This window comes from Xanthobacter pollutisoli, from assembly GCF_040044995.1.
Lineage (GTDB): Bacteria > Pseudomonadota > Alphaproteobacteria > Rhizobiales > Xanthobacteraceae > Xanthobacter.
The window spans coordinates 412,282-429,641 of record NZ_JBDZDP010000002.1 but is presented as its reverse complement, the minus strand read 5'-3'; the positions used below and the strand labels follow the sequence as shown (position 1 = coordinate 429,641).

At 68.2% G+C, this 17,360-nt stretch carries 12 protein-coding genes; 2 read left to right on the top strand and 10 right to left on the bottom strand.

Going from position 1 to position 17,360, the window contains the following annotated elements; genetic code table 11:
• Positions 1–7: 7 nt before the first annotated feature.
• The 6 genes from trkA to dusB all read right to left on the bottom strand — a co-directional run bounded on the left by trkA (position 8) and on the right by dusB (position 9,298).
• The gene (trkA, locus tag ABLE93_RS07360; RefSeq protein ID WP_348839001.1) at positions 8–1,384 is read right to left on the bottom strand and encodes a Trk system potassium transporter TrkA; all 1,377 of its coding nucleotides are present in this window, start codon (positions 1,382–1,384) and stop codon (positions 8–10) included.
• 189 nt (positions 1,385–1,573) lie between these two features.
• The gene (gene ntrX / locus ABLE93_RS07355; RefSeq protein ID WP_348839000.1) at positions 1,574–2,941 is read right to left on the bottom strand and encodes a nitrogen assimilation response regulator NtrX; all 1,368 of its coding nucleotides are present in this window, start codon (positions 2,939–2,941) and stop codon (positions 1,574–1,576) included.
• Between the two features lie 4 nt (positions 2,942–2,945).
• Positions 2,946–5,183 (bottom strand): sensor histidine kinase NtrY-like, encoded by a 2,238-nt coding sequence (locus tag ABLE93_RS07350; protein ID WP_348838999.1) that lies wholly within the window; start codon positions 5,181–5,183, stop codon positions 2,946–2,948.
• A 404-nt stretch (positions 5,184–5,587) separates the two neighbouring features.
• On the bottom strand, positions 5,588–7,030 hold the full coding sequence (ntrC, locus tag ABLE93_RS07345) for a nitrogen regulation protein NR(I) (protein ID WP_348839350.1): 1,443 nt from the start codon (positions 7,028–7,030) through the stop codon (positions 5,588–5,590).
• A gap of 7 nt (positions 7,031–7,037) precedes the next feature.
• On the bottom strand, positions 7,038–8,123 hold the full coding sequence (locus ABLE93_RS07340) for a two-component system sensor histidine kinase NtrB (RefSeq protein ID WP_348839349.1): 1,086 nt from the start codon (positions 8,121–8,123) through the stop codon (positions 7,038–7,040).
• 137 nt (positions 8,124–8,260) lie between these two features.
• A complete protein-coding gene (dusB, locus tag ABLE93_RS07335) occupies positions 8,261–9,298 on the bottom strand; it encodes a tRNA dihydrouridine synthase DusB (protein WP_348838998.1) in 1,038 nt (345 codons plus the stop codon).
• A gap of 151 nt (positions 9,299–9,449) precedes the next feature.
• On the opposite strand from dusB, the gene ABLE93_RS07330 reads away from it, so the two are divergent.
• Together ABLE93_RS07330 and ABLE93_RS07325 are read left to right on the top strand one after the other, a co-directional pair.
• Positions 9,450–10,661 carry a bifunctional 2-C-methyl-D-erythritol 4-phosphate cytidylyltransferase/2-C-methyl-D-erythritol 2,4-cyclodiphosphate synthase gene (locus ABLE93_RS07330; RefSeq protein WP_348838997.1) on the top strand — a complete coding sequence of 404 codons (1,212 nt, stop codon included), beginning with the start codon at positions 9,450–9,452 and terminating at the stop codon, positions 10,659–10,661.
• Positions 10,658–11,149: a CinA family protein gene (locus ABLE93_RS07325; protein ID WP_510182986.1), complete on the top strand. Its 492-nt coding sequence runs from the start codon at positions 10,658–10,660 to the stop codon at positions 11,147–11,149. Before ABLE93_RS07330 ends, ABLE93_RS07325 begins: the two co-directional genes overlap by 4 nt.
• 6 nt (positions 11,150–11,155) lie before the next feature.
• On the opposite strand, the gene recQ is transcribed toward ABLE93_RS07325, so the two are convergent.
• The 4 genes from recQ to ssb form a co-directional block, all read right to left on the bottom strand.
• Positions 11,156–12,979: a DNA helicase RecQ gene (recQ, locus tag ABLE93_RS07320; RefSeq protein ID WP_348838994.1), complete on the bottom strand. Its 1,824-nt coding sequence runs from the start codon at positions 12,977–12,979 to the stop codon at positions 11,156–11,158.
• A 60-nt stretch (positions 12,980–13,039) separates the two neighbouring features.
• Positions 13,040–13,651, bottom strand: a complete 612-nt coding sequence (locus ABLE93_RS07315; protein WP_348838993.1) for a LysE family translocator — start codon at positions 13,649–13,651, stop codon at positions 13,040–13,042.
• 28 nt (positions 13,652–13,679) lie between these two features.
• Positions 13,680–16,424: a DNA gyrase subunit A gene (gene gyrA / locus ABLE93_RS07310; protein WP_348838992.1), complete on the bottom strand. Its 2,745-nt coding sequence runs from the start codon at positions 16,422–16,424 to the stop codon at positions 13,680–13,682.
• A 298-nt stretch (positions 16,425–16,722) separates the two neighbouring features.
• Positions 16,723–17,256 (bottom strand): single-stranded DNA-binding protein, encoded by a 534-nt coding sequence (gene ssb / locus ABLE93_RS07305; protein ID WP_348838991.1) that lies wholly within the window; start codon positions 17,254–17,256, stop codon positions 16,723–16,725.
• Positions 17,257–17,360: the final 104 nt, after the last annotated feature.

The window sequence follows — 17,360 nt, the reverse complement described above, 5'->3', positions numbered from 1 at the left end:
CGGGCGATCAGAAGAATTCGAGCGCAACGCGGAACAGCTGTTCCACGCGCTTGATGCGGTCGGCGAGGGCGAACAGCACCACACGGTCGTGAGCGCGCACCACGAAATCACCGCGCGGCAGCAGCACCTGTCCGTTCCGCACGATGGCGCCGATGCGTAGCCCCTCCAGCAGGTTCAATTCTTTCAGCGGCTTGCCGACCAGCGGCGAGGTTTCCAGCGCCTCTGCCTCGATCATCTCGCCCGATCCGTCGAGCAGTGCATGAACGCCCCGGATGCGGCCGCGGCGCACGTGCTGGAGCACCTTTGAGACGGTGATCTGCCGCGGATTGACGTGGGCGTCGATGCCGAGGCCGCGGGCGAAGGTGGCGTAACCCTGCTCGTTCAGCAGCGCGAGGATGCGCTTGGCGCCGATCTGCTTGGCGAGGAGGCACGACAGGATGTTGATGCGGTCGTCGTTGGTGAGGGCGATCATGGTGTCCGCCTCCCCGACGCCTGCTTCGTCGAGGATGGCGCGCTCCAGCGCGTCGCCGTTCAGCACCACGGTGCTGTTGAAGATCTCGGCGATGGACTGGGCGCGGTCGCGGGATGCTTCGATGAGCTTCACCCGCGCAGCGGCATTGCGCTTCTCCAGCTCGCTGGCGACGTAATAGCCGATGTTGCCGCCGCCCGCGATGACGATGCGCTGGCCCGGCACCTCGTCATGCCCGAACAGGGAGAGAGCGCGCTGCACCTGGTCGGCCTTGGCGACGAAATACACGATGTCGCCGGCGGCGAGCTGGTCGTTGGAGCGCGGCACCAGCGTGCGTCCGCCGCGGCTCACCGCCACGATGGTCGCCTGCATGTCGGGGAAAAGCTGGGTCAGCTGGCTGAGGGGGGTGTCCACCACCGGGCAGTCGTCGCCGCAGGCGACGCCCACCGCCACCACGGCACCCTCTGCGAAATTCACGATGTCGGTGGCGCCGGGCAGGGAGAGACGGCGCAGCACCATCTCGCCCACCTCCACCTCGGGGGAGATGATGACGTCGATGGGCAGCTGGTCGCGCGAGAACAGATCGCGCCACTCGGGCGCGAGATAGGTCTGGGCGCGGATGCGCGCCACCTTCGTGGGCACGTTGAACAGCGCGTGGCCCACCTGGCAGGCCACCATGTTCACCTCGTCGTGGAGCGTCACGGCGATGAGCATGTCGGCCTGCTCGATGCCGGCCCGAGCGAGAGTGTCGGGATGGGAGCCGGCACCGACAACGCCGCGCACGTCCAGCTGCTCGGTCACCGCCTGGATGCGCCGCGGGTTCGTGTCGATGATGGACACGTCGTTCTGCTCACCGGCGAGGCGCTCGGCAATGCCGAACCCCACCTGGCCCGCGCCGCAGATCACGACCTTCATGAACCCTCCCCCAGCGCCCGGAGCCCCCTCCGGCCTGCGTCCTGATTTGCCGATGCAGCCCTTTTTATGGGCACCACGTCAACCCATTCCATCGCCCAAGAGGCCTTGGGAAAGTCCCCGCCCTGCGCCGGATGGCCCGGCACCGCGCGGGATTACCGGCGGGCCGAATCCGGCCGCTCCGCAGCGGCGTCACCCTACCCCGAGAGCCTTTAGCTTTCGATGAAGCGCCGAGCGCTCCATGCCGACGAATTCCGCCGTCCGGGAGATGTTGCCGCCGAAGCGGTTGATCTGCGCCGCCAGATACTCCCGCTCGAACACCTCCCGCGCCTCGCGCAGTGGCAGGCCCATGAGGTGCTCGCCGCCGTTGCCGTTCGGCAGGGTCGGCACCAGCGCGCCCACGTCCGGCGGCAACATGGCGGCGGTGATGGTCGCCTCCGGGTCGCCGCCGGCGAGAATGAGGAGGCGCTCCACATTGTTGCGCAGCTGGCGCACGTTGCCTGGCCAGTCGTGGGACTGGAGCACCGCCATCGCATCCTCCCCGATGGGACGGCGCGGCAGGCCGGTGGTCTGCGAGATGCTGTCGAGGAAGAAATCGACCAGGTCGGGAATGTCCTCCCGCCGCTCCGCCAGGGGCGGGACGCGGATGGGGACCACGGACAGGCGATGGTAGAGGTCCTCGCGGAAGCGGCCCTTGGAAATCTCCTCCTCCAGATTGCGCCCGGTGGAGGAGATGATGCGCACGTCCACGTTCACCTTGTCGTTCGAGCCGAGGCGCGTGAACGTCTGCTCCACCAGCACGCGCAGCACGCGGTTCTGCGTCTCGCGCGGCATGTCGGCGATCTCGTCGAGGAAGAGCGTGCCGCCGTGGGCGTCGTCGAGGGCGCCGCGCTTGGGCTCCCTCCCCTCCCCCTCGGCCACGCCGAACAGCTCGAACTCCAGCCGCTCGGGCGTGATCGCGGCGGCGTTGAGCACCACGAACGGTCCCTGCGCCCGCGCCGAGGTGGCGTGGACGAGACGGGCGGTGAGTTCCTTCCCCGAGCCCGACGGCCCGACGATGAGGATGCGGCTGTTGGTGGGGCCGACGCGCTCTATGGTGCCCTTCAGCTGCTGGATGGCGCTGGAGCGCCCCACCAGGATGCGGCCGTGGGGTGCGAGCTGCTTCAGCTCCTTTAGTTCCCGCTTGAGGCGCAGGGTCTCGAGCGCCCGTTCGGTCACCATCACCAGGCGGTCGGCGTTGAACGGCTTCTCGATGAAGTCGTAGGCGCCGCGCTTGATGGCGGCGACCGCCGTCTCGATGTTGCCGTGGCCGGAGATCATCACCACCGGCAGTTCGGGATGCTGCGCCTTGATCTCGTTCAAAAGCTCCAGCCCGTCGAGGCGGCTGCCCTGGAGCCAGATGTCGAGAAACACGAGGTTCGGCCGCCGCGAGGAGATGGCCGCGAGGGCGGTGTCGGCGTCCCGGGCGGTGCGGGCGGAATAGCCCTCGTCCTCCAGAATGCCGGCGACCAGTTCGCCGATGTCTGCCTCGTCATCGACGATAAGAATGTCCATGGCCATCTGTTCAGGCCCTCCCTGCTTGAGGGACCGGTTGCGCCCCGCCCGCGCCGGCCGGTGGTAGACCGTCCGCCCGCATGCGAAGCCTGATCCAGGCGCCGCGACCCTCGGGCGAATCGTTGAGCTCGATGCCGCCGCCGTGCTCTTCCATGATCTTGCCCACGATGGCGAGGCCGAGCCCCGTCCCCTTCTCGCGGGTGGTCACGTAAGGCTCCAGCAGCCGGCTGCGTTTCTCGCGCGGCAGTCCCGCGCCATTGTCGATCACGTCGATCACGAGCTCCTCCCCCGCCTCCGCTGCGCTCACCCGGATGCGGCCCTTGCCGCGGTCCGCTTCCGGTACAGCCTCGATAGCCTCGGCGGCGTTCTTGAGAATGTTGGTCAGCGCCTGCGAGATCAGGCGCCGGTCGAAGCGCGCCGGCAGGGCCGGCGGCAGCTCCGCGTCGAAGGTCACGTCGGGATGGCCGACGCGCATGAGGAAGACCGCCTGCCGCACCGTCTCGGCGAGGTCCTGGGCGTCCACCACGGGCTTCGGCATGCGGGCGAAGGACGAGAATTCGTCCACCATCCGGCCGATGTCGCCCACTTGGCGGATGATGGTGTCGGTGCACTGGTCGAACACATCCCGGTCCTGGGTGATGTGGCGCCCGTACTTGCGCTTCAGCCGCTCCGCCGAAAGCTGGATCGGCGTGAGCGGGTTCTTGATTTCGTGGGCGATGCGGCGGGCGACGTCGGCCCAGGCGGAGGTGCGCTGGGCGGTGATAAGGGCGGTGATGTCGTCGAGTGTCACCACCCAGCCGTGCTGCTCGGCCGCCGATTGCTCGGTCGTCACGCGCATGGCGAAGATGCGCTCGCGGCCGTCGCGCTGGATGGTGATGTTGCCCTGCACCACCCTCTGCCCGGCGTCCCGCGCCTCTTCCAGCAACATCGCCGTTTCCGGCACGACCTCGGCGAGGGGACGGCCCAGGCCCTCTGCCTCGGTGAGGCCGAGAAGGCGCTCGGCGGAGCGGTTGAGGATGGTGACGCGGGCCTCGGCGTCGATGCCGATGACGCCCGCGCCGACGCCGGAGAGCACCGCCTCGGTGAAGCGGCGGCGCACGTCCATCTGGTCGCGGGCGGTGACAAGGGCGTTGCGCTGGGTCTTCAGCTCGCCAGTCATCTTGTTGAAGGTCTCGCCCAGCGTCGCGAGATCGCCCTCGGCACGGTTGACCGGCACCTGGATATCGAGATTGCCCTTGGCCACCCGGTCCGCGGCCCACATCAGCCGCCGGATCGGTGCCACCAGCCATTTGGAGAAGGTGACACCGAGCCACACCGCGGACAGAAGCACGATGAGGGTCACGATCGAATACATCAGCGCGAAGGCGAGCTGCACGTTGAAGCGCCGCTCCTCGAGCGCGCGGTAATCCGCCAGCGTGTCGCTCGTGACCTTCAGGTAGCCGATGACCCGCGGATCGATGGGCCGCGCCACGTAGAGGAAGAGGTCGTCATAGCCCGAGAGGGGCGCCACCGCGCCGACGAAGTCGGCATCGGAGGGCAAATAGATGATGGGCTGCTCGGCGCTGGCCTCGTTGATGGCGATGTTGGTCGGGACGATATATTCGCGGTCGGTTCTGAGGTTGGCCCGCTCCACCACAGAAAGGTCGCGGCGGATGATCTGGGCGCCCGGCACGTTGCGCAATGCCGCCTGTGCCGTGAAGATCTGGCGGAACTTCTCGATGTCGCTGTCGTAAAGCGGCTTCAGGCGTGAGACGTCGTTGCCCATGGCCAGCACGTCGCCGCGAATGGAAAGCGCGTGCTCGCGCACGTAGGTCTGCGCCACCGAGGCGGCGGAGCCGATGATCTCCTGCGTGCGCTCCGAGAAATAGCGGTCGAGGCTGCGGTCGAGGGTGAGGCTCGCCACCACCGCCACAACGATGGCCGGCACCACCGCGACGCCCGCGAACAGACCGACGATCCGTACATGCAGGCGCGAGGCCGCCCGTCCGCGGGCGCGGGCGCGCAGGATCCGCCAGACCTCGCGCCCGATGATGCCCAGCAGAAACAGAACCGCGATGCCCGACGCGGTCAGCACCCCCACCACCACCTGAGGCGAGGGGACGATGGATGTAAGCCCCATCAGGATGATGAAGGTCGCAACCGCGAGGGTCAGCGACAGCACCACGACGGCGGGCGCGAACAGCCGCGCCCCGAGGCCGCGTCGCGGCTTCACATCCCTGGGCGCTTCCGTGACCGGCTCAATGTCCATGCGTGCCCGACCATCCCAGCGCTGACCCCCGCGCGACGACTCACGCGGACTGAAGTGATGCAGTGGAACGACACTGGTGCAAAAATGTGACAGACGCACCTGGGATTTGCACGGATCTGCAGGTAAGTGGGGATTGCGGTAGCACGGTCGGTGTTGTCCTCGCGATCATCCCCTGCGGCCGCTGGCCGGCCGCACCGCCAATGGCAGAGGAATGGCCGCAAGAAGCCGCCCCACCCTCCTCGCGCGCTTGAGGGGAAGAGCGGCCTTCGCCACGTTTGGTCTGAGGAGCGTTTTGCGCCTTGGGCCGATCTGCGGCGCCCGTGTTGGCGCACGGCGAGTCTCCGCGCGACACGGTCGCAACCCCCTCCTTGAGGGGAGAGGGTACCGTTCCAGGTCGGAAAGCGTCAGCGCGAGGTTCGGATCACCTGGATGTCCAGATCGCGGATCTTCTTGCGCAAGGTATTGCGGTTGAGGCCCAGAAGCTCCGCTGCCTTGATCTGGTTGCCCCGGGTGGCCGCTAGGGCTGCCGAGAGCAGCGGATATTCCACGTCCTTGAGGATGCGGTGATAGAGGCCGGGGGGCGGCAGGTCCTCGCCGAAGCCGGAGAAATAGGTGTTGAGGTGGCGCTCCACCGAGGCGCCGAGGGTGGCGTCCACCGGCCCCTCCTCCGAGAGCGCGCTCGGCATGGGCTCGGACAGCTCGGCCTCGATGATGGCCGGAGTGATGACCTCCTGCGGGTAGAGCGCGGCCAGGCGACGGACGAGGTTTTCCAGCTCGCGCACGTTGCCCGGCCAGCGGTAGCGCTTCAGCCGGTCGAGGGCGGCGGTGTCGATCTGCTTGGCCGGCAGCCCCTCGCGCTCCGCCTGGAGGAAGAAGTGGCGCACCAGGTCCGGCACATCCTCGGAGCGCTCGCGCAGCGGCGGCAGGCGCAGGGGCACCACGTTGAGGCGGAAGAACAGATCCTCGCGGAACAGGCCCTGCTGGATCAGCGTGCGCAGATCCTTGTTTGTGGCGGCGATGATGCGCACGTCGGTCTTGATGGGCGTGCGCCCGCCCACCGTCGTGTACTCGCCCTGCTGGAGCACGCGCAGGAGGCGGGTCTGCGCCTCCATGGGCATGTCGCCGATCTCGTCGAGGAAGAGCGTGCCGCCCTCCGCCTGCTCGAAGCGCCCGGGGTTGCGGGTGGTGGCGCCGGTGAAGGAGCCTTTCTCGTGGCCGAACAGCTCCGATTCGATGAGGTCGCGCGGGATGGCCGCCATGTTGATGGCGACGAACGGACCCGTGCGGCGCTTGCCGTAGTCGTGCAGCGCGCGGGCCACCAGTTCCTTGCCGGTGCCGCTCTCGCCCGCGATCATCACCGTGAGGTCGGTCTGCATCAGCCGCGCGAGCAGGCGATAGATCTCCTGCATGGCGGGCGAGCGGCCCACCAGCGGGATGTTGTCCTGTTCCTCGGGCGCGTGGTGGTGCCCGTCGCCCTTCTTCGGCTCGGCGAGGGCGCGGCCGACGATGGAGATCAGCTCCTTCAGGTCGAACGGCTTGGGCAGATATTCATATGCCCCGCGCTCGGAGGCGCGGATGGCGGTCATGAAGGTGTTCTGCGCGCTCATGACGATGACCGGCAGATCCGGGCGCGCCTTCTTGATGCGCGGCAGGAGGTCGAAGGCGTTCTCGTCGGGCATCACCACGTCGGTGATGACGAGATCGCCGTCGCCCTGGCTCACCCAGCGCCAGAGCGTGGCGGCGTTGCCGCAGGAGCGCACCTCGTAGCCGGCGCGTGACAGCGCCTGGTTGAGAACGGTGCGGATCGCGGCGTCGTCATCGGCGACCAGGATGCTTCCGGAAGGCATCGACACCTCAATTGTCCTCTCGAGCAGGGCTCTTGCCGCGGTACATGGGCAGGAGCACGCGGAACGTGGTGCGGCGGGGTTGGCTGTCGCATTCGACGATGCCGCCGTGGTCACCGATGATCTTCGCCACCAAAGCAAGACCGAGGCCAGAGCCCGTCGGCTTGGTGGTCACGAACGGGTCGAACAGATGGGGGACGAGGTCGTCCGGAACGCCCTTGCCGTTGTCGCGGACGCAGAATTCCAGCGGCAGGCTGACCCGCGTGGAGGCGCCCGGAACCATGAGCCGCACGCCGGGGCGGAAGGCGGTTGTGAGCTGGATCTCGCCGTCCTGATCGCTCTCGATGGCCTCGGCCGCGTTCTTCACCAGATTGAGGAACACCTGGATGAGCTGATCGCGGTTGGCGAGCACCGGCGGCAAGGAGGGGTCGTATTCCTCCACGAAGCGGATGTGCCGCGCGAAGCCCGAGGAGGCCAGCGTGCGCACGTGCTCCAGCACCGCATGGATGTTCACCGGCTCGCGTTCCACCGGGCGTTCGTCGGAGAACACCTCCATGCGGTCCACCAGCTTCACGATGCGGTCGGCCTCGTCGCAGATGAGGCGGGTCAGGGCCCGGTCCTCGTCGTCGGCGGACTGCTCCAGCAACTGAGCCGCGCCGCGGATGCCGGAGAGCGGATTCTTGATCTCGTGCGCCAGCATAGAGGCGAGCGCGCTCACTGAGCGGGCGGCGCCGCGATGGGTGAGCTGGCGGTCCATCTTGTCGGCGATGGTGCGCTCCTGGAGCATCACCACCACCTGCTCGGGCTGCTCGGCCACCGGCGCCACATGGATGTCGACGATGCGCTCGCCGCCATTGCGCGGCGTGCCGAGGTCGACGCGATATTCGTTCACCGGCGCGCCACGCTGGCGCACCTGCTCGATGAGGCCGAGCAGAGGGGTGCCGAACGGCACGAACTCGGTCAGCGGCCGGCGCCGCAGCAACGGCGCGCTGACCTCGAAGAAGGCCTCTGCGGCGACGTTGGCATCGCGCACATGTCCGTTGCCGCCGATGGTGAACAAGGGATGGGGGACGGCATCCAGGATGGCGCGCGACATGCCCGCCTCACGCGGCGTGCCCTCCTTGCCGCCGCCGTCGCGGCCCGTGTCCTTCTCGCGGCCGGCATCCTTGGCCGGGTCCTGCTCGCCCTTGCGCTTGTCCATCTTGCGTGCGTCTTGCTTTCTGGCTTCAGCCTTCATGCCGCCGCCCTCCACATCAGCTCGTCGAAGGCCGCCTCGATCCCCATTCTCACCTGCTCCGGCCGCTCCAGGACGAGGAGGCGCTTGCGCCAGAGCGAGACGAAGGCCGCAGGGGCCTCGCCGTGGCCTGTTGCCGCCGCATCCAGCGCCCAGCCCACATGCTTGCGGGCCTGCCGCACGCCGAGCGCACGGCCATAGAGCGCGAGCCAGCCCTCATAAAGCTCCAGCAGCACGTCGCGCTGCTCCATGAGCGGCGGGTCCTCCGCCGCCCGCCGGCCCGCGAGGGCCTGCGCCACACGTCCGGGAAACCAGGGCCGGCCCTGCGCTCCGCGTCCGATCATCAACCCGTCCGCACCCGACGCGGCCAGGATCGCCGGGCCATCTGCGGTGGACACCACATCGCCGTTGGCGATCACGGGAATTGACACTGCGGCCTTCACCGCGCGGATCGCGCTCCAGTCGGCGCGGCCCGTATAGAACTGGCACCGGGTGCGGCCATGCACCGTCACCATGGCGAGGCCGGCCTCCTGCGCCATGCGCGCCAGAGCGACGGCGGTGGGCGAGCCCTCATCCCAGCCGAGGCGGGTTTTCACGGTCACGGGCACGCCGACCGCCGCCCGCACCGAATCGAAGATGGCCCCGGCCAGCGGCAGGTCGCGCAGCAGGGCTGCGCCTGCGGCGCCGGTGGTCACGCGCTTCGCCGGGCACCCCATGTTGATGTCGATGAGGCCCGCGCCGGCCGCCTCGGCCAGGCGCGCCGCCTCGCCCATCAGGCGCGGATCGTTGCCGGCGATCTGCACGGCATGGAGGGGCACCCCCTCCCCTTCGGCGCGCAGAAGCATTTCGGGATGGCCTTCGAGAAGGGCCTCGCTGGCGAGCATTTCTGATATGACGAGCCCCGCGCCGTAGCGGACAGCCATCCGCCTGACCGGCGCATCGGTGATCCCGGCCATGGGGGCGAGGATCACCGGATTGGGCAGGGCGAGGGTCCCGACCCAAAGGGCCGGAATGGAAAATGGAACAGTCTCTTGCACAGAAATTAGGCCAGCTGTGTTCTGCCTACATCTTAGACAAGTGCGCGCGTCATGCAAGGGCAGTGTGCGATGATGTGCGGCGCAGCAAACAGCTGTCCACCTATTGTTACCGGCCTTCGCCCTTTTGGGCGCTGCACTGCGGGAGCCTGACGTGACGCAGGAGCCGTCTCCCAAATGCGTAGCCATCGTGGTTGCCGCCGGGCGTGGAAGTCGCGCGGGCGGTCCACTCCCGAAGCAGTATCAAACGACGGACGGCGAGCCCGTGCTGCGCCGCACGCTGCGCCTTTTTTGCGAGCATCCCGCCGTTACGGCCGTGCTCGCCGTCATCCATAGTGATGATTCAGGCCGCTTTGCGGACGCCTCCTACGGCATGCCCAAGATTCTGGCACCCGTCTTTGGCGGCGCGACGCGGCAGGCCTCGGTGCGGGCGGGACTGGAGGCTCTGGCGGGTGCGGACACGCCTGAGATCGTCCTGATTCACGACGCCGCCCGTCCCTTCGCGACGCCCGATCTCGTCTCCCGTGCGGTAGCGGCGGCTCAAGCGTCCGATGCCGCCATACCCGTTCTCGCCGTGATCGACACGGTGAAGCGTGTGGACGCCGATGGGAGCATCGTCGAAACCCTGGATCGCAGCCGGCTGCGCACGGTGCAGACCCCCCAGGCTTTCCGCTATGGGATGCTGCGCGCGGCCCATGCGGCGGCTGCGGCGGCGGGCGTGGACACCCTCACCGACGATGCCGCCGTAATGGAATGGGCAGGGCATCGCGTGGCCACCTTCGAGGGCGAGACGAGGAATTTGAAATTGACCACTCCCGACGACATGGCCCGCGCCGCCGGTGGCTCCCTCGCCGATTTTTATGCGGGTTTGCCTGACGTGCGGACCGGAACGGGGTTCGACGTGCATGCATTCGGCCCCGGCGATCATGTCATGCTGGGCGGGGTCGCGGTGCCCCACGGCTTCGGTCTCGTCGGCCATTCGGACGCGGACGTGGGCCTTCACGCCCTCACCGATGCTCTGCTCGGCGCGCTGTGCGACGGCGATATCGGCGCCCATTTTCCGCCCTCCGACCCGCAGTGGAAGGGCGCCTCCTCCGACCGCTTCCTCGTGCATGCGGTGGAGAAGGTGGCGGCGCGCGGCGGGCGCATCGCCCATCTCGACCTCACCTTCATCTGCGAGGCGCCGAAGGTGGGACCGCATCGCGATGCCATTCGCGCGGAGATCGCCCGCATCACGGACGTGCCGGTCGGCCGCATCTCGGTGAAGGCCACCACCACGGAGAAGCTCGGCTTCACCGGGCGCCGTGAGGGCATCGCCGCCATGGCGAGCGCCACCATTCGCCTTCCCGCAGGCGAGGAGCTGTGATGGACGAGGAAACCCATGCCCGCGCCGTCGCCGTGCTCGACGCCTTCCGCGCGCGCGGCTGGACGCTCGCCACGGCGGAATCCTGCACCGGCGGCCTCGTCGCCGGCGCGCTCACCGAGGTACCGGGCTCGTCCGACGTGGTGGACCGGGGCTTCGTGACCTATTCCAACGCCGCCAAGGTGGCGATGATCGGCGTGCCCGAGGCGACTCTCGCGGCGCATGGTGCGGTGAGCGTCGAAACCGCCCGCGCCATGGCCGAAGGCGCCTTGAAGGCGGCGGGGGTGGACGCGGCGGTGGCCATCACCGGCGTGGCCGGGCCGGGGGGCGGCTCGGAAGCGAAGCCCGTGGGCCTCGTGCATTTCGCCTGCGCCCGGCGGGACGCGACCATCGTCACCCGCGAGAAGCGCTTCGGCGACGTTGGCCGCGCCGAGGTGCGCCGCCTCTCGGTGCTCGAAGCCTTGGACCTTCTGCGGGACGCCGCCGCCTGAGGCCGCCTAGCCCTCGGCGATGGCCGCCAGAAACTGCTGTCCGTAGCGCACCAGCTTGGCTTCGCCGATGCCGGAGATCATCCCCAGCGCCTTCATGGAGGTGGGCTTCAGTTCGGCGATGGCCATCAGCGTCGTGTCGTGGAAGATGACGTAGGGCGGCACGCCCTGCGCCCGCGCCAGGTCCAGCCGCAGCGCCTTCAATTTGCGGAACAGCGCCTCGTCGGCCGGATTGGTCAGCACCGGCCCCGGGCCCCGTGCGCCGCCGGTGACGCGGGCGGGGCGGGGCTTCGTCTCGGCCTTCAGCTCCACTTTCTCGGCGCCGCGCAGGACCGGACGGCATTTTTCGGTGAGGCCGAGGCTGCCGTGGCCCTCCACGTCGACCCAGAGATGCCCCATGGCCACCAGCTGGCGCACGATGGCGCGCCAGGCGTCGCGGGAAAAATCCTTGCCGATGCCGAAGGTGGAGAGCTTGTCGTGGCCGAACTTCAGTACCTTGTCGCTCTCTTCGCCGCGCAGCACGTCGATGACATGGCCGGAGCCGAAGCGCTCGCCGGTGCGGTAGACGCAGGAAAGCAGCTTCTGCGCCGCCTCCGTGCCGTCGAAGGTGCGCGGCGGCTCGAGGCAGGTATCGCAATTGCCGCAGGGCTCGGGCAGGTCCTCCTCGAAATACTTCAGGAGAACCTGCCGACGGCAGGATGCCGTTTCGGCGAGGCCGAGCAGGGCATCGAGCTTGCCGCGCTCAACTCTCTTGCGGGCCTCGGGCGCATCGGACGCCTCGACGAACTGGATAAGCTTCGCCACGTCCTCGACGCCGTAGAGCAGCAGCGTCTCGGAAGCCAGGCCGTCGCGTCCGGCGCGACCGGTCTCCTGGTAATAGGCCTCGATGCTCTTCGGAAGGTCGAGATGGATGACGAAGCGCACGTCCGGCTTGTCGATGCCCATCCCGAAGGCGATGGTCGCCACCATCACCACCCCTTCCTCCTTGAGGAAACGGTCCTGATGGCGGGCGCGGGTGTCGGCGTCGAGGCCGGCATGGTAGGGCAGCGCCGTGCGGCCCTCGGTGGCCAGCATCTCGGCTGTCGCCTCCACTTTCGCGCGGCTCATGCAATAGATGATGCCCGCCTCGCCCTCATGGGCATCGAGGAAGGCCTTCAGCTGCACCCGCGGGTTGGACTTGGGGGCGATGCGATAGCGGATGTTCGGCCGGTCGAAGGAGGAAAGGAAAACCCGCCCCTCCTCCAGATTGAGCCGCTCCACAATCTCCCGCCGCGTCGGCCCGTCGGCCGTGGCGGTGAGGGCCATGCGCGGCACGCCGGGAAAGCGCTCGTGCAGGATGGTGAGCTGGCGATATTCAGGGCGGAAATCGTGGCCCCACTGGGAAACGCAATGGGCTTCGTCGATGGCGAAGAGCGAGATTCGCGCACCATCGAGCAGATGCAGGAAGCCATCGGTCAGGAGCCGCTCCGGCGCCACGTAGAGCAGGTCGAGGTCACCCATGGCGAGCGCCCGCTCCACCTGCCGCGCTTCGCCCGCCGCCAGCGATGAATTCAGCATGGCCGCCTTCACGCCCAGTTGCCGCAGGGCCTGCACCTGGTCGTGCATGAGCGCAATGAGGGGCGAAACGACGATGGCCGTACCCGGCCGCACTAGCGCGGGCACCTGATAGCACAGGGACTTACCGCCGCCCGTGGGCATCAGCACCAGGGCGTCACCCCCCTCGACCACATGATCCACGATCTCCCGCTGCCGCCCGCGGAACGTCTCGTAGCCGAAGACGGTGCGCAGGACCTCGAGCGGGGCAGAATCGGATGATGAGGCGAGGGCAGCCATGGGGCCTTATAGCGGTGCCCCCGGCCGGAGCAATGCGGGATGGGGACGCGGTCCCCTGCCCTATCTGCGGCCCGCCGCCAGCAGCAGCGCCGCACCGCCCACGAGGATGCCGGCGGAAACGCGGTCAGCGATTCGGGTGAAGCGGCCCTTCAAGGCGGCGCGGGCCTTGTCCGCCACCACCGCCCACAGAACGTCGCCCACCAAGGCGATGACCGCGAACACCGCTGCGAGCAGGGCGATCTGCGGCACCGGATTTGCGGTGTCGGTGACGAATTGCGGCAGGAAGGCCGCATGGAACAGCAGCGTCTTGGGATTGGCGAAGGCCACCGCGAGCCCGCGGCCGAAGGCGGCATGGGCGGAGGGGGCCGGCGCATCCAGCATCTTGCCGGCGCTGCGCCACTGAATCACCGCCAGCCAGACCAGATAGGCGGCGCCGGCGTAGCGCACGAGGTCGAAGTGGCGCGAGAAGGTCTCCACCACATAGGCGAGCCCCAGCGCCACGAGGGCGAGCTGCGCGATGAGGCCGACATTGACCCCGGTGGCGGTGAGGATGCCGGCCCGCCGCCCGTGCTTGAGGCTGGTGCCGACAATGAGCGCGACGTTTGGGCCGGGTGTCGCCGCCAGCGCGAGGCAGGCGGCGACGAACAGGGCGAGGCTTTCCGGCGAGATCATGGTGTTCTCCCTCCGGCGCACGCCGGCATCAGGCGTCGGGACCCTCGTCGGCGTCGGTACCCTCCGGGCCGTCGGCGCCGGCATCGTCGCTGATATGCTCCACGGAGACCACGCGCTCGCCTTCCGCCGTGTCAAACACGATGACGCCCTGGCTGGCGCGCCCGACGATGCGGATGCCATCCACCGGGCAGCGGATGAGCTGGCCGCCATCGGTGACGAGCATAATCTGGTCCTGGTCCTCCACCGGGAAGGAGGCGACGAGGCGGCCGTTGCGCTCGTTCACCGCCATGGCGACGATGCCCTTTCCGCCGCGGCCGGTGACCCGGTACTCGTAGGACGAGGTGCGCTTGCCGTAGCCGTTCTCCGAGACGGTGAGAATGAACTGCTCCAGCGCGCTCATCTGCGCATAGCGCTCCTGGCTGAGCTGGCCGGAGCCGCTCGCCCCCTCCTCCTGCTCCACCTCGGCGCTCTCGCCGGCCTCGCCGCGCAGGGCGCGGCGCATCTTGATGTAGGCGAGCCGCTGGTCGGCCTCCGCTTCCACATGGCGGATGATGGCCATGGAGATGATCTTGTCGTCCTCCTCCAGGCGGATGCCGCGCACGCCCACGCTGTCGCGCCCCTTGAACAGGCGGACCTCGGTGACCGGGAAGCGGATGCAGGCGCCGGCCGCCGTGGTGAGCAGCACGTCGTCATCCTCGGTGCAAAGGCCCACGTCGGCAATCGCCTCGCCTTCGGCGAGCTTCATGGCGATCTTGCCGTTGCGGTTCACCTGGGCGAAATCGGTCAGCGCATTCCGCCGCACCGTGCCACCGGTGGTGGCGAACATGATTTGGAGGCGATCGTTCTCTTCCGAATCCTCCGGCAGCAGCACGACGGACGTGATCCGCTCGTCCTGATCCAGCGGCAGGATGTTGATGAGCGCCTTGCCGCGGGCCTGTGGGGCGGCGAGCGGCAGGCGCCACACCTTCAGCTTGTAGACTTGCCCCTTGGACGAGAAGAACAGCACCGGCGCGTGGGTGGAAGCGACGAACAGGCGGGTGACGAAATCCTCGTCCCGCGTCTGCATGGCCGAGCGGCCCTTGCCGCCGCGCCGCTGCGCCCGGTAGGTGGAGAGCGGTACGCGCTTGATGTAGCCGGCGTGGGAGACGGTGACGACCATCTCTTCGCGCTGGATGAGGTCCTCGTCTTCCAGATCGCCGAAACCCTCGACGATCTCGGTGCGGCGCGGGGTGCCGAACTCGGCCTTGATGGCGAGAAGCTCGTCCCGGATGATACCGCGCATGCGCATGCGGCTGGCGAGGATCTCCAGATAGTCGGCAATCTCGGCAGCGAGCTTGTCCAGCTCGTCGGCGATCTCGTCGCGGCCAAGCGCGGTAAGGCGCTGCAGGCGAAGGTCGAGGATGGCGCGGGCCTGCGCCTCGGACAGGCGATAGGTGCCGTCGGGGCCCAGCTTGTGCCGCGGATCGGCAATGAGGGCGATGAGCGGCGCCATGTCCTTGGCCGGCCAGTCGCGCCCCATCAGTGCCTCGCGCGCACTCGCCGGGTCCGGCGCGGTGCGGATGAGGCGGATGACCTCGTCGATATTGGCCACGGCAATGGCAAGGCCCACCAAGACGTGCGCGCGGTCGCGGGCCTTGCGCAGCAGGAACTTGGTGCGACGGCTGACGACGTCCTCGCGGAAGGCGATGAAGGCGGTGAGCACGTCATGGAGCGTGAGGATCCCCGGCTTGCCGCCGGAGAGCGCCACCATGTTCACGCCGAAGGAGGTCTGCAGCAGGGTGAGGCGGTAGAGATTGTTCAGCACCACGTCCGCCTGGGCGTCGCGCTTGATCTCGATGACCACGCGCATGCCGTCGCGGTCGCTCTCGTCGCGGATCTCCGAGATGCCTTCGACGCGCTTGTCGCGCACCAGCTCGGCGATCTTCTCGATCATCGTCGCCTTGTTCACCTGATAGGGAATTTCGGTGACGATCAATGCTTCGCGATCCTTGCGGATCTGCTCGATGGCGACCTTCGCCCGCATCAGCACCGAGCCGCGGCCGGTGAGGTAGGCCTGGCGGATGCCGGTGCGGCCGAGGATGAGCGCTCCGGTGGGGAAGTCGGGCCCGGGCAAGAGGTCGAGCAGCGCCTCGGGCTCCAGCGTCGGGTCGTCCAGCAGGGCCACGGTGGTGTCGATGATCTCGCCGAGATTGTGCGGCGGGATGTTGGTCGCCATGCCCACGGCGATGCCGCCGGCGCCGTTCACCAACAGGTTGGGGAACTTGGCGGGGAGGACGCTCGGCTCCCGCTCCGTGTTGTCGTAATTCTCCTGGAAGTCGACCGTGTCCTTGTCGAGGTCGTCGAGCAGGGCGCCGGTGATCTTCTCCAGCCGCACCTCGGTGTAGCGCATGGCCGCCGGGGCATCGCCGTCCACCGAGCCGAAATTGCCCTGACCGTCCACCAGCGGTACCCGCATGGCGAAGGTCTGCGCCATGCGCACGAGGGCGTCATAAACCGACTGGTCGCCGTGAGGATGGTATTTACCGATCACGTCGCCGACCACGCGGGCCGACTTGCGGTACTGCTTGTTCCACTCGTAGCCGTTCTCGTGCATGGAGAACAGGATGCGCCGATGCACGGGCTTGAGGCCGTCGCGCACGTCGGGCAGGGCCCGGGCGACGATGACGCTCATGGCGTAGTCGAGATAGGAGCGGGAAAGCTCCTCCGTGATGGAAACGGGCCGGATATCGGACGGCGGCTCGCCGCCAGTCTTCGGCGTTTCGGAATCGGCCAAAAGTCAGCACTCGCATGGTGAAAGCGGGGTCACACCTTCTACCCGATTCACCCCGCCAACGCCAGAGAAACCCCTGCCGCAGGACTATTTTTTATCTTGTAAAATCAGATACTTATCGGGTGCGACTTCGCCTCTCCCCAGACAATTTGACCGTTTTGCGTCGCGCCCCCTTGCCGCGCGCGCAAATATCGCCGCAGGCGGTCGCTCTGCAACGCTCCATGACTGGCCTGAGTTCGACCGGTCGAGGGGTCCCATACCCGGACATGGGAGCCCGAGATCAGGCCGGACCGAGCAGCGCTCAGAATGGAATTTCGTCGTCGAGATCCGCAGCCGGGCGCCCGCCGCCCGCAGGTGCCGGCTTGCGGCCACCCGAGGAGGAAGAACCGCCATATCCGCCGCCGAAGCCGCCTCCCCCGCCCATGGGGCTCGACGCGCCGAAGTCCGAGCCGCCGCCATACTCGTCGGCACCCGCGCTGCCGCCCTCGCGGCCGTCCAGCAGCGTGAGTTCGCCGCGGTAGGGCCGCAGCACCACCTCGGTGGTGTAGGTCTCGCGGCCGTCCTTCTCGTATTTGCGGGTTTCGAGCTGGCCCTCGATATAGACCTTCGATCCCTTTTTCAGGAATCGCTCGGCCACGCCCACGAGATTCTCGTTGAAGATGACCACGCGGTGCCACTCGGTGCGCTCGCGCCGCTCGCCGGATGCCTTGTCGCGCCAGTTTTCCGAGGTGGCGATGGAGAGGTTGCAGACCCGCCCGCCGTTCTGGAACGCCTTCACCTCGGGATCACGGCCAAGATTGCCGATCAGGATCACCTTGTTGACGCTGCCGGCCATCCTCGCTCTCCGTCTCTTCGCCAAGTGCCGTCTTGGGCGGCGATCCCGCCTGCCGCTCGCGCGTGGCGCAAGGGCCCATTGGGAGCCTGACGCGGCATTGTCCA

Bases quoted from the DNA above. Each gene is read 5' to 3' on its own strand.
- ABLE93_RS07350 (WP_348838999.1), bottom strand. From the start codon at position 5,183: ATGGACATTGAGCCGGTCACGGAAGCGCCCAGGGATGTGAAGCCGCGA.
- ssb (WP_348838991.1), bottom strand. From the start codon at position 17,256: ATGGCCGGCAGCGTCAACAAGGTGATCCTGATCGGCAATCTTGGCCGT.
- ntrC (WP_348839350.1), bottom strand. From the start codon at position 7,030: ATGCCTTCCGGAAGCATCCTGGTCGCCGATGACGACGCCGCGATCCGC.
- ABLE93_RS07315 (WP_348838993.1), bottom strand. From the start codon at position 13,651: ATGATCTCGCCGGAAAGCCTCGCCCTGTTCGTCGCCGCCTGCCTCGCG.
- ntrX (WP_348839000.1), bottom strand. From the start codon at position 2,941: ATGGCCATGGACATTCTTATCGTCGATGACGAGGCAGACATCGGCGAA.
- ABLE93_RS07340 (WP_348839349.1), bottom strand. From the start codon at position 8,123: ATGTCGCGCGCCATCCTGGATGCCGTCCCCCATCCCTTGTTCACCATC.
- trkA (WP_348839001.1), bottom strand. From the start codon at position 1,384: ATGAAGGTCGTGATCTGCGGCGCGGGCCAGGTGGGGTTCGGCATTGCC.
- recQ (WP_348838994.1), bottom strand. From the start codon at position 12,979: ATGGCTGCCCTCGCCTCATCATCCGATTCTGCCCCGCTCGAGGTCCTG.